Raw genomic sequence first — 12,906 nt, 5'->3', positions numbered from 1 at the left:
TGTTTAGTGCTTAATGTTCTGCGCAATATCTACCCTCAAAGTAAAATTAAACACAAAACATTAAACACTATATTATAAATTACTTTCTTACGATAGTTTGTTCACGGTCTGGACCAATAGAAATGATACCGATGCGAGTCTCGAGGAAGTCTTCGAGGAAAGCTATGTAATCCTTGAATTCCTGTGGGAACTGATCCTCAGAAGTAAACTGAGTCATATCGGTCTTCCAACCCTTGAACTCCTTATATACAGGTTCTACATCGTCGATTTCGTATGGGAAGTCTGTAGTTACAGAACCATCCTTCAACTTGTATGCAACACAAGCCTTGATAGTATCGAAACCATCGAGCACGTCGCTCTTCATCATGATAAGCTCAGTAACACCATTTACCATCACAGAATACTTCAACTGTACGAGGTCGCACCAACCGCAACGGCGCTCACGGCCTGTAACAGCACCATACTCATGACCAAGATCGCGAATCTTGGCACCAGTCTCATCAAACAACTCTGTTGGGAAAGGACCAGCACCTACACGAGTACAGTAAGCCTTCATGATACCATATACATTACCGATGCGGTTAGGACCGATACCCAAACCGATACAAGCACCCGCACAGATTGTATTGGATGAAGTTACGAAAGGATAAGAACCGAAATCTACATCAAGCATAGTACCCTGAGCACCCTCGCAAAGAATATTCTTGCCAGAACGGAGCACCTTATTGATCTCCACCTCGCTGTCAACGATAGGGAACTGCTTCAGGTATTCGATACCTTCCATCCAAGTCTTCTCTACCTCTGTGATATCGAAATCAGTATAACCGAGAGATGCTATCTGCTTGAGGTGCAAAGCCTTATGAGCCTCATACTTCTCCTGGAAGTTCTCAAGGATATCACCCACGCGCAGACCAGTACGGCTTACTTTGTCAGTATAAGTAGGACCAATACCCTTACCAGTTGTACCAACCTTGTTTTTACCCTTAGAAGCCTCAATGGCTGCATCGAGCACACGATGAGTAGGCATGATGAGATGAGCCTTCTTAGAAATATGAAGACGACTCTTGAGGTCATGACCGCTCTTCTCCAAGTCCTTAGCCTCCTGCATGAAGAGGTCTGGAGCCAGAACGACACCATTACCAATAATGTTCACCTTACCGCCCTGGAAAATACCAGAAGGGATAGAGCGAAGAACGTATTTCTGTCCCTCAAACTCCAATGTATGTCCTGCATTAGGACCACCCTGAAAGCGAGCTACCACATCATACTTAGGGGTCAACACGTCAACCACCTTACCTTTACCTTCATCGCCCCACTGAAGACCCAGCAGGACATCTACTTTACCTGTGTTCATTTTATAAATAGTTATTTTGACTTTTCTACTTTACCATTGTTACGTTTTCTGGTCATCTTGCCCTGACACGTACTGCACACTCCATAGATATAGAGGGCGAAGGCATCACGACGGAATCTCTGCAGCTTGGTCTCATTGATGGCATCCACGACCAGTGGAGCCTGTACCTCCGTTACCTTACCACAAACCGTACACACCTGATGTACATGGTTTTCATTATTAAAACTTGCTTCATACTTGGTACCATCCACCAAACTATGTCGCACGACCAGACGGAGTTCGATGAATAGATGCATCGTATTGTAAAGCGTTGCCCTACTTACGGGGAAATGCATTTTTTCCAACTGTGCTCCAAGGTCTTCGAGCTTAAAATGCCCTTTTAAACTATAAACTGCATCAAGGACAGCATAACGTTCCGGAGTCTTGCGATGCTTATTCATCTCCAGATAATTATCTAAAACTTCCCTGACTTTTGACTTCACATTATTAGTCATATTACTACCTAAGTTACATAAAACGCACAAAGATAGCCATAATTTATGACATAGAGAAAACTATTATTTTAAAAAAATCTAAATGAGGAATCTTTCCCTATCACGAGAGGAAAAAAACAGGAGACCCCACATGCAAAATGCATAATTATAACAAAATTCTTACTTCTCAGAATTTCTTTAATTCCTCATAGATTCTTTGCACAGGAAGTCCCATGACATTGAAGTAGCTTCCCTTCAAACTCGTGCAACCGATATAACCTATCCATTCCTGAATGCCATAGGCTCCAGCCTTATCAAACGGTTTGTAATGCCCTACATAATAGTCTATCTCCTCCTTTGACAGCTTCTTGAAAGTAACCTCCGTAACGACCGAGAATTGTCGCTGTTTTTCCAGAGAAGTGATACAGACACCCGTCACCACATGATGGGTCTTTCCGCTCAGCATTTCCAACATTCTGCTCGCATCCGCAGCATCCTTCGGCTTTCCCAGAATGATTCCTTTTCCTTCCTGGTCATTCTGTTCTTCACTGCTTGGTGCTATCACTACCGTATCAGCAGTAAGTATCAACAATTCAGGATTTCCATCCGAAGGTTGCTGATGATTGATGGAAGTTTCCTGATGACTGATGGCAGAATCAAGCAGTGGGCGGTATGCCTGTGCTTTTTTCACGGCTATATACTGGGCTGTATCGTATGCAGGTAGAGATTCCGGAAAACTTTCGTCTATACCCTGAATGACCTTCACTTCGAAAGGAATGTCGAGACCAGCTAAAAGTTCCTTGCGTCGAGGCGAATTACTTGCCAATATGATTCTAAAATTCTTCATACGTTTCGATTTATTGATGAATTACCATCCGAAAGCCTTTGCTCCAGACAACCATTTTCCCTGTGCACGAAGCACCTGTTCCACGACATCTCTGCCACAGCCTTCACCACCATTGCAGGAAGATACATAAGTAGAGATTTCCTTGATGTCGGAACATGCATCAGCAGGACAACAAGGACATCCGCATTCTCTCATCACCTCGTAATCAGGAATATCATCACCAACGTAGATGATTTCCTCGTTCGTCAACTGATATTTCTCCAGAAACTCACGATAGGTCTTGATTTTAACGGCACAACCCATATAAATATCCTCTACGCCCAATCCCGCATAACGAAGACGGATGGCCTCTGATTTTCCACCCGTGAGTATCACTATGCGTAAATCAGATTTCTGCGCCAACTGGATGGCATATCCATCCTTAATGTTCACCGTACGCAAAGGCTCACCTGCAGGAGAAAGGGTTATCGTTTGGCAAGAAAGCACACCATCTACATCAAAGACTATGGCCTTGATCTTATTTAAATCATAATTTATCATATCTGTTTAAACTTCTATTTTTTACTGAAACGATGATTACTATTTCTTACTGAAACGATGGATACCTAAGCTCAGGCGCTCATAGATATCCTTGATCTGAGGCTGATCCTTCAACAGGGCAGCCTGCATACGAATCACATTTTCGTCAAACCGTACAGCTGGCCCCGTCTGTGCCTCCTTTGGAGAAAGTTCATGTACTTTCTTGGCTGTCTCATCTATCAGCGGCAGCATCACATCAAACGGAACACCGTGGTCTGCCAGGATTTTCTCACTGATAGCATAACAGTGGTTGACAAAATTGCAGGCAAAAACAGCTGCAAGATGCAAGTACTTACGGTCAGCACTCGACAATTCATATACTCTCCCACTCAACTCATGCGCCATATCAGCTATCACTGTATGAGCATAGTCATCATTTGCCTCTATAAAACAAGGAATCTCAGAAAAGTTCACTTCCTTGCTTTTAGAGAAAGTCTGCATGGGATAAAATACACCATAATGGATTGCCATCCCTTCAAAGACGTTCATATCCATAGAACCGGCAGTATGCAGGAAGATCTTGGTTTCCTTCCCCTTGCAAAGCCGTGGCAGCAATTCACCCAAAACAGAGTCTTTAACGGAAACAATATACAAATCGGCATCCGCACGCACCTGTTCTATATCCGTTACGGGTGCTCCACCAGCAATCTGAGCCAAGGCAGTTGCCGACTCCACGGTTCTACTAAACACCTGCACGATATCATGACCGGCAGCCAAAAGCGCCTTCCCCAAGTTGGTGGCCAGATTACCAGCCCCTATCAAAACTATCTTCATGATTTACCTTCAATTATCTGAGTTATTACTTTATACCTTATTATATATATAGGGATACACACATATATGAACAAAGGTTACCGAACAGACTGACTATTCGATAACCTTATTCAATAATGCCACGCCACGCTCTGTACAGAATCCACGTATAATAACCAAGAAATAATTGTCGAACATTTCCTGCATACTATACTTCTTGTAGAGCTGGTTATGCATAATTTCACTCATGGAGGCACTGAGAAGTTCCATCGTAAGGCTATAGTCAATATCCTGACGGAAGAGCCCTTCCTCTACACCCGCCTTCAGGAATTTTACCCTATCCGCAAATTCGCGTTCATGCTCCTGATTGAAAAACTCGATCACCCGAGGCATACGGTGAATTTCCTCATAAAAAGCAACCCCCACCATACTATTCACCTCCATCTGTAGCTTATAGAAATAGCCGATAATATCCACTACATTATGAGCCCCATTGCAGGAGTAGGCCTCCAACTTTTCCCTCATCTCCAGGTTTTTGATTTTCAAGCCAGCAAGGAGCAGTTCCTCTTTATCACCAAATATTTCATATACGGTACGCTTAGACACATGAAGCCCTTGTGAGATTTCATCCATCTTCACAGCCCTAACACCACGCTTGTAAAATTCACCCATGGCATAGTCGATGATTCTACTTTTCAATTCCTTGCGATATTCATTAATTTCGACCATTTTTTTGCTCTGTCTAAGTTTTTTTGTGCAAAGATACAAAAAAAAACAAAAAACCTACGCAATTTAACTGGTTTTTTATTACCTTTGCACAAAAATACCAAAATGTGCACAAAATGCATAAAAATCGTAAGAATTTAAAACTTTAAACTAACATATTATTATGGTAAAGATTACAAAGGAGGCGGCTCTTGCCTATCACGTAAATGGCCGTCCTGGAAAAATCGAGGTTAAGCCAACTAAGCCATACCATACTCAGACGGATTTGAGTTTGGCTTATTCACCTGGTGTAGCATTTCCATGTCTTGAGATTCAGCAGAATCCAGACGATGTTTACAAGTACACAGACAAGGGTAACCTTGTAGCCGTTATCAGCAACGGTACTGCTGTGCTCGGTCTTGGCGATATCGGCGCCATGAGCGGTAAGCCTGTAATGGAAGGTAAGGGATTACTCTTCAAGATTTATGGTGGAATCGATGTCTTTGATATCGAGATTGACGAAAAAGACCCAGAAAAATTCTGTGAAGTTGTAGAGCGCATTGCTCCATCTTTCGGTGGTATCAACCTGGAGGATATCAAGGCTCCTCAGTGTTTCTACATCGAAGAGCGTCTGAAGAAGACTCTCGACATCCCTGTGATGCATGACGACCAGCATGGTACTGCCATCATCTCTGCAGCAGGTTTGAAAAATGCGCTTGAGGTTGCAGGTAAGGACATCGCCAAGGTGAAAATCGTTGTCAATGGTGCCGGTGCTGCTGCCATCAGTTGTACCAAGCTCTATGTAGCTCTCGGTGCTAAGGTGGAAAATATCCTGATGCTCGACTCCAAGGGTGTGATTACAAGCGACCGCGAAAACCTCACTGAACAGAAGAAGATCTTTGCCACAGACCGTCGCGACGTTCATACTCTGGAAGAGGCTATCAAGGGTGCTGATGTTTTCGTAGGCTTGAGCAAGGGTAACGTACTCTCTCAGGATATGTTGCGCTCTATGAACGACAACCCTATCGTTTTCGCACTTGCCAACCCTGTGCCTGAAATCAGCTACGAGGACGCAATGGCAAGCCGCCCTGACGTCCTGATGTCAACAGGTCGTTCTGACTATCCTAACCAGATCAACAACGTGATCGGTTTCCCATATATCTTCCGCGGTGCACTCGACGTTCACGCACGTGCCATCAACGAAGAAATGAAGTTGGCAGCTGTACACGCTATCGCTGACCTGGCCAAGCAGCCTGTTCCTGATGTAGTCAATGAAGTTTATCATGTCAACGACCTTACATTCGGTCCTAAATACTTCATTCCAAAACCAGTTGACCCACGTCTGATTACTGAGGTGAGTGCAGCTATCGCAAAGGCAGCTATGGACAGCGGTGTTGCCCGCACTCCTATCACCGACTGGGTGGCATACAAGCAGCACCTGCGCGAGTTGCTCGGTCAGGAGACCAAGTTGACCCGCAAGCTCCATGATACAGCCCGCCTGCATCCACAGCGCGTGGTATTTGCCGAAGGTGGCAACCCAACTATGTTGAAGGCAGCCGTTCAAGCCAAGACAGAAGGCATCTGCGAGCCAATTCTCTTGGGTAATCCAGACCGTCTGAATCGTGTAGCTACCCGCTTGAAACTTGATTTGACTGGCATCCAGATTGTAGATATGCGTGCTGACAACGAGCAAGGTCGCCGTGCTACATTTGCTAAACACTTGGCAGAGAAGAGAGCACGCGAAGGCTATACATTCGAAGAGGCTTACGACAAGATGTACGAGCGCAACTACTTCGGTATGTCTATGGTAGAGCAAGGTGATGCTGATGCTTTCATCACAGGTCTTTACACTAAATATTCCAACACCATCAAGGTGGCAAAGGACGTGATTGGCATCCGTGAGGGCTACAACACCTTCGGAACCATGCACATCCTCAATACGCAGAAGGGCATCTTCTATATTGCTGACACCCTCATCAACCGCCACCCAGACCAGGATGTACTCGTGGATATCGCTAAGTTGTCTGCTGGTACAGTGAAGTTCTTCAATGAGGAACCGGTGATGGCAATGCTGAGCTATTCTAACTTCGGTACCGATGCACAGGGTTCACCTGTCAAGGTAAAGAATGCCGTAGATGCAATGCAGAAGGAATTCCCTGATTTGGCAATTGATGGCGAGATGCAGGTGAACTATGCACTCAACAAGCAGTTGCGCGATGAAAAATATCCATTCTCTCGCCTGAAGGGTAAGGACGTCAACACATTGGTATTCCCTAACCTCAGCAGCGCCAACGGTGCTTACAAGCTCTTGCAGGCATTGAGTCCTGAGGCTGAAATTATCGGTCCTATCCAGATGGGTCTTAACAAGCCTATCCACTTCACCGATTCTGAGAGCAGCGTACAGGATATCGTCAACATCACAGCTGTAGCTGTAATTGACGCATACGTCGAGAAGATCAAGAACAACAAATAGTATCTATTACTATATCCAATAAAAATAAGGGTATGTCATGGATTGTGACATACCCTCTTTTTTATAAATACAAATCTTGTTAATGATATTCCATACTATTCACACGAAAAACGTCATGATCGTAATTTTAACACTATGAAAACAATACAGAAACAAATTATTCAAAATTATGAGATAGATCAAGGAAACACTGATTTTTTAGTTAAAACCAGTTAAATATTCGTGAAATACAAGTAAAAGGCAAAAAGTGGAGAAAAAAAGGCAAAAAAATATTTGGTGGAATAAATAAAAAGCATTACCTTTGCCATCGTTATCCTGAAAACAATCTTTTTACCTTAAAGGAAACTAATACCTATTGAAGATTTGGAGCGGTAGCCTGTGAAGGTCATCGCTTTTTTTTGCACTAAATTTTCCATCATCCCTTGCGCAAACCTCCCAAGCGCACATCCAATTATTTATACATTTCATACAATATGTAAAAAAAGGAAATATATCATATTGCATTCTCATCATCAAGGAGAAAATACCATACCCCCTACCCACTTTTATTTTTCCCTGGGCAAGCAAAAATTTCTCCGTGGGCACGCAGAAAAAAAATCATGGGCAGACAGCAAAAAACAAATCAGCTATAAAACCACTTTCAAACAAAGGCAAAAAAAATTATCCTTCAAGGAAAAAAATTGCCATCACATAGCAAAATAGTACATACGAACCGGACTTTAAAAGATTCCATCAAGAAAGAGCAAATATTCCATCACTTATATGGATTTATTTAGATTTTGGAAAAACTACAATATTATTTTGTAATTTTTCCAATTTTTATTTGGCGGTTTCAAAAATTCTTTCTATCTTTGCAATCGAAATTAAAAAGCAACAGAATATGAATAATGGCAAAGTGGCATACAATAGACTTATCGAATGCGATATCCGTCCGTCGGTTCAGAGAATTGCTATCATGGATTATCTCCTGACGCATCCTATTCATCCGACTATCGATGATGTCTACCAAGAACTGTATAAGACTATACCTACACTCAGCAAGACTACAGTATATAATACGCTGAGAATGATGAGCGAGAAAAATGCTGCTCAAATGATTACCATTGACGAGCATCGTGTGTGTTACGACGGAAACACAACTCCTCATGTTCATTTCTTCTGCAAGAAATGTGGAAAAGTGATAGACCTCTTCGATGAGAAGGCACCCAAGACGACAAGACGAAAGGTGATAGAAGGGAACATCGTAGATGAACAGCAGCTCTACTACAAAGGAATTTGCGCTGATTGCGTTAAGCTCAACAAGGAAAAGAAGCTCAAGGAAAAATAAGCAGAGCTACCGCCAGGCATTACATTGACACATTATTATATAGCATATACAAAAACAGAAATAGAATTATTAACTTATAAAACAAGAACATTATGAAGAAGAAATTTATTTGCACCGTATGTGGATATATCTATGAAGGAACAGAAGCACCTGAGAAGTGCCCTATCTGTAAGGCTCCTGCTGACAAGTTCAAGGAGATGGAAAGTGCAGTTGACGATGATTTGACTTTCGCAACTGTTCACGTACTGGGTCAGGCTTATAAGGATGGCGTCAACGAGGACGTAATCAAGGGTTTGAAGGACCATTTCAACGGCGAGTGCGGTGAGGTTGGTATGTATCTCGCTATGGCACGCCAGGCAGACCGTGAGGGTTATCCAGAAATCGCAGAGGCTTACAAGCGTTATGCTTTCGAGGAGGCTGATCACGCTTCTCGCTTTGCAGAGCTTCTCGGTGAGGTTTTGGGTGATACCAAGAGCAATCTTGAGGCACGTATCGCAGCAGAAAAGGGCGCTTGCGAGGACAAGTTCCGCATTGCCAAGTTGGCTAAGGAGCAGGGTTCTGATGCAATCCACGATACAGTACACGAGATGGCTAAGGATGAGGCTCGCCACTGCGCAGGCTTCGCTGGTCTCTACAAGAGATATTTCAAATAATACATTACATATCTCATTAATTTGTACCTGATATAAGAGAGTTCATGTTAGGAAACAGGTTTTTGAGCATAAGTAATAAGATGAAGAATTCGAGAGGGCTTGTCGGGAAACTGGCAAGCCCTCGTTTTATTGTGCAACCTCCAATCTGCCAACGAATATAATAATCCCTTCATTCTCTCATTTTTTGGGATTAAAATTTGGGAGTATAAAAAAATAATAGTATTTTTGCCATACGAAACCAAAGAAACAGGATTATGAAAGAAAACAATATAGAAAAATTAGTTGGCGAGAACCTCAACTTCGTGAAATCAGTAGCCAACAAATATGTGGGTAAAGGTGTGGAATTCGACGATTTGGTAAGCGAAGGCTACATCGCCATGCTGCAGGCTGCCCAGAAGTTTGAAGCCGACCGCGGCACCAATTTCGTAGGTTATGCAGCCCCATTCATCCGCAAGGCTATGGAACAGGCCATCACGCAGCAAAGCGGTGTATGCCGTGTTCCTAAAAGCGACCGCAAGTTGATGACACGTTCTGCAAACATCGCAGTATCTATTGATGCTCCACTGAGCGAGGGCACTCACTATACCCTACTCGACATTCTGATCAACAAAGATGCCTTGATAGCAGACGAGAGCACCGTATTCCAACAGATGATGGACGACTTGCAGAACTGCATCGCCACATTGGATGAAAGAGAACAGGAAATCATCCGAAAATTCTATGGAATAGGCATCGCCCATATCACTCTGGCTGAAATCGCAGAAGATATGAATCTGAAACGGGAAAGAGTAAGACAGATCAGAGACAAGGCGATTCGAAAGATTGGGAAAAATGCAAAGACCAAAATCCTCAAGAGCTTCTTGAGAAAGTAATTGCAATCTGAAATAAAGGGATTTAATATACGAGTCTATCACAAAATAGAATAATTCCCTTTTGAAAGAAATCATAGTCTTTATTCATCAGATTACGATTGAATAAAAACACAAAAGCCAATTGGCCGTATTTCAACAACAGAAATGCAACCAATTGGCTTTTATTCTATAGAAATATATTATTTCTGCTTAAAGCGCGAATTTTGCAAGATATGTTCCCCAGAATTATTCACATCTACTTGGTAATGTGATCCAGGCGATACTGGCGTGGTGTAACACCCAGACGCTTGTAGAAATTAGAGTAGAAACTCTGGCGAGTGCTGAAACCAGCCATCTCAGCAATGTCCTCAATAGTCATGTTCAGATAGCGCTTGTCCGTCAAAAGTGACATTGCATCGTTCACACGGTAATCATTTACCAACTCAGGATAGTTCTTGTGGAAACGAGTAGCACAAACAGCAGATACATATCTTGAATTGGTATGCAAATCCTCTGCCAACTTACGTGTATTATAATCTTTGTCCTTGTATTTACCTTCAGTAACTACAATTCTCAAAATCTCATCACGTAAGCGGTCTTTAGTCTCTTCACTCAGAAGCGTTTGGTATCGCGCATTCTTTTCTTTCTTGGGGGTAATATTATACTTAGCCATAATGTTATGTTGTTAATATCATAAAATTTGTTTGTTTCTTTCGCAAAGATAGTCTTTTTTCGCTAAACATCCAAATTTTTTTTACTCTTTTTTGAAATTTAAGTCAAATAAATTGCTTATATGAAAGAAATTGAGTAATTTTGCAGAAAATACGAGCCATATTATGGCTTGTTGAATATCTAAAAATATATCTATGATGAATGATATACAACATGTGATTTACTCAGACATCATCTTAGTATATCACAAGCCTACATGTGTATGGATTATAAAATAGGTATATTATAACATATAATAATGTGTAACAGCTATTAAATTTGTCAGAATGAAACAGATTAAGCGTTTTTTCAAGATATATCTCATATTGGTAGTGCTGTTTGTGCTGCAGAAGCCATTGTTCATGCTTCTAACTCATGCATCAGCAGCCCAGCCTTTGGAAAATCCATTCAGTACTATGCTGGCCGTCATCTGGCACGGTTTGCAGCTGGACCTCTCCATGGCGGGATACCTTACGGCCATCCCTGCCCTGCTGCTTCTTGCCTCTATCTGGATCAAGGAAGAAATCATACGTCCTGTATTCTCCATCTATTTTGGCATCATTGCAGTGTTTATGAGTTTCTGCTTCGTGCTCAACATAGCCCTGTATCCCTATTGGAATTTTCCTTTGGACAGTACTCCGCTCTTCTATTTCTTCACGTCACCTGCCGATGCCTTTGCCAGCACAAGCATCTGGGTGGACCTGTTAGGATTTATCTGTCTGATACTCTGTGCTGCAGCCATCTGGTTCGTGCTCTCGCTGACCATCAGGGAAAAGAAAAAGCGCAGATATGGTTCTTATAGCCGACCATATAGTACATCAAGTGATTTTGACAGACACCGTGGGCGCACTTCCATCATCATGTTGCTGCTTACAGGCCTGCTATTCCTTCCTATCAGAGGAGGCGTAACGGTTTCTACCGCCAATACCGGCAAAGTATATTTCAGTCAGAATAGTTACGTAAACCATTCGGCAGTGAACCCGATGTTCTGTCTGATGGAGTCTCTTGCTCATCAGGAGAATTTCGCTGAGCAGTATCGCTTCATGGACGAGAAGGAAGCAAATAAGATTTTCGCCACCATGACCAGTCAAAGCGATGAAAATACCTATCCACTGCTCAAGCCAGAGGCCATGAGGGGAACACCCGATATACTTCTCGTGATCATGGAAAGCTTCGCCAGCGACCTCATGCCGTCTATGGGAACACAGAAGGATGTGGCTGTACAACTGGACTCAATAGCCCGCCAGAGTATACTCTTCACCCGGTTCTATGCCAACAGTTTCCGCACCGATAGAGGACTGGTTTCCATCCTGAGCGGTTATCCAGCGCAGCCTACTACCAGCATCATGAGGTATCCTGCCAAGACAGCCCATCTGCCTTCCATCGCCAGATCATTGGTCAACCAGCGTCATTATCAGACCTCTTATTATTATGGAGGAGATGTGGATTTCGCCAACCAGCGTTCCTACCTGATATCACAGGGTTTCCAGAAGATCATCTCGGATGCAGATTTCCCAATAGATGAAAAGCTCAGCAAATGGGGCGTTCACGATCATCTGGTAGCCAACAGACTGATGGATGACATCCGAAAGGAGCAGAACGGAGCTCCGAAATTCAGAGTTTTCCAGACCTCCAGCAGTCATGAGCCTTTCGAAGTGCCTTACCGCAGACTGAAAGACCAGCGACTCAATGCCTTCGCATATACAGACAGTGTGGTGGGAAGCATCATCAGGCAATACAGTAAACTGCCACGCTGGAAGAACACGATCGTAGTGTTGGTACCAGACCATGTGGGAGCCTATAAAGAGCATCTGGACAATTTCGACAGAAGCCGCTATCAGATACCGCTTATCATAGCCGGTGGCGCCATCGCCAAACCGATGAAGATCAATCTGATAGGAACCCAGCACGACATTGCAGCTACGCTCTTAGGACAGTTGGGTATCAAGCACGATGACTTCCTGTTCTCCAAGAACATGCTGAGCGATGCCACACCGAAATTTGCCTTCTTCACCGTGCCGGATGCCTTTGGGGTCGTCACAGAAGAAAACTCAATCATATATGACAACAAGGCAGGGAAAATAGTGTATGACAAGGGCAAGAAAGGCTATAACCTGAAACGCGGCCAGGCCTACCTGCAGAAACTTTACGATGACATCAGTACAAAATAAAACTTAAAC

Annotated in this window: 12 protein-coding genes; 5 read left to right on the top strand and 7 right to left on the bottom strand. The window is 43.1% G+C overall.

The features are described 5' to 3' along the window. Window positions 1-79 precede the first annotated feature (79 nt). The 6 genes from EXN75_RS02815 to EXN75_RS02790 form a co-directional block, all read right to left on the bottom strand. Complete coding sequence (locus EXN75_RS02815) at window positions 80-1,354, bottom strand: adenylosuccinate synthase (protein WP_134842707.1); 1,275 nt, start codon at window positions 1,352-1,354, stop codon at window positions 80-82. A gap of 11 nt (window positions 1,355-1,365) precedes the next feature. Beyond that, entirely contained in the window at window positions 1,366-1,848 is a 483-nt protein-coding gene (locus EXN75_RS02810; protein WP_134842706.1) for a Fur family transcriptional regulator, read from the bottom strand. Window positions 1,849-2,014: 166 nt separating this feature from the next. Next, complete coding sequence (locus EXN75_RS02805) at window positions 2,015-2,674, bottom strand: Maf-like protein (protein WP_134842705.1); 660 nt, start codon at window positions 2,672-2,674, stop codon at window positions 2,015-2,017. 21 nt (window positions 2,675-2,695) lie between these two features. Further along, window positions 2,696-3,214 (bottom strand): KdsC family phosphatase, encoded by a 519-nt coding sequence (locus EXN75_RS02800; RefSeq protein WP_118118180.1) that lies wholly within the window; start codon window positions 3,212-3,214, stop codon window positions 2,696-2,698. 39 nt (window positions 3,215-3,253) lie between these two features. Then, on the bottom strand, window positions 3,254-4,027 hold the full coding sequence (locus tag EXN75_RS02795; RefSeq protein WP_134842704.1) for a Rossmann-like and DUF2520 domain-containing protein: 774 nt from the start codon (window positions 4,025-4,027) through the stop codon (window positions 3,254-3,256). Window positions 4,028-4,120: 93 nt separating this feature from the next. Then, entirely contained in the window at window positions 4,121-4,735 is a 615-nt protein-coding gene (locus EXN75_RS02790) for a TetR/AcrR family transcriptional regulator (RefSeq protein WP_118118176.1), read from the bottom strand. A gap of 160 nt (window positions 4,736-4,895) precedes the next feature. Here EXN75_RS02790 and EXN75_RS02785 point away from each other — a divergent pair, with 160 nt between their 5' ends. The 4 genes from EXN75_RS02785 to EXN75_RS02770 all read left to right on the top strand — a co-directional run bounded on the left by EXN75_RS02785 (window position 4,896) and on the right by EXN75_RS02770 (window position 10,036). Beyond that, window positions 4,896-7,184 (top strand): NADP-dependent malic enzyme, encoded by a 2,289-nt coding sequence (locus EXN75_RS02785; protein ID WP_134842703.1) that lies wholly within the window; start codon window positions 4,896-4,898, stop codon window positions 7,182-7,184. 880 nt (window positions 7,185-8,064) lie between these two features. Then, window positions 8,065-8,511, top strand: a complete 447-nt coding sequence (locus tag EXN75_RS02780) for a Fur family transcriptional regulator (protein ID WP_134842702.1) — start codon at window positions 8,065-8,067, stop codon at window positions 8,509-8,511. A 92-nt stretch (window positions 8,512-8,603) separates the two neighbouring features. After that, the gene (locus EXN75_RS02775; protein ID WP_118119875.1) at window positions 8,604-9,164 is read left to right on the top strand and encodes an NADH peroxidase; all 561 of its coding nucleotides are present in this window, start codon (window positions 8,604-8,606) and stop codon (window positions 9,162-9,164) included. 254 nt (window positions 9,165-9,418) lie between these two features. Then, complete coding sequence (locus EXN75_RS02770) at window positions 9,419-10,036, top strand: sigma-70 family RNA polymerase sigma factor (RefSeq protein WP_118119877.1); 618 nt, start codon at window positions 9,419-9,421, stop codon at window positions 10,034-10,036. Window positions 10,037-10,271: 235 nt separating this feature from the next. Here the strand turns inward: EXN75_RS02770 and EXN75_RS02765 are convergent, their stop codons facing one another. Continuing rightward, window positions 10,272-10,688 carry a helix-turn-helix domain-containing protein gene (locus tag EXN75_RS02765; RefSeq protein ID WP_118119879.1) on the bottom strand — a complete coding sequence of 139 codons (417 nt, stop codon included), beginning with the start codon at window positions 10,686-10,688 and terminating at the stop codon, window positions 10,272-10,274. Window positions 10,689-11,013: 325 nt separating this feature from the next. On the opposite strand from EXN75_RS02765, the gene EXN75_RS02760 reads away from it, so the two are divergent. Next, on the top strand, window positions 11,014-12,897 hold the full coding sequence (locus EXN75_RS02760; protein WP_134842701.1) for an LTA synthase family protein: 1,884 nt from the start codon (window positions 11,014-11,016) through the stop codon (window positions 12,895-12,897). Window positions 12,898-12,906 lie beyond the last annotated feature (9 nt).

Origin of the sequence: Segatella hominis, from assembly GCF_004535825.1 — a bacterium.
Lineage (GTDB): Bacteria > Bacteroidota > Bacteroidia > Bacteroidales > Bacteroidaceae > Prevotella > Prevotella hominis.
Note: the sequence above shows the minus strand (reverse complement) of the source record. Positions and strands in the feature narration are given on the sequence as shown.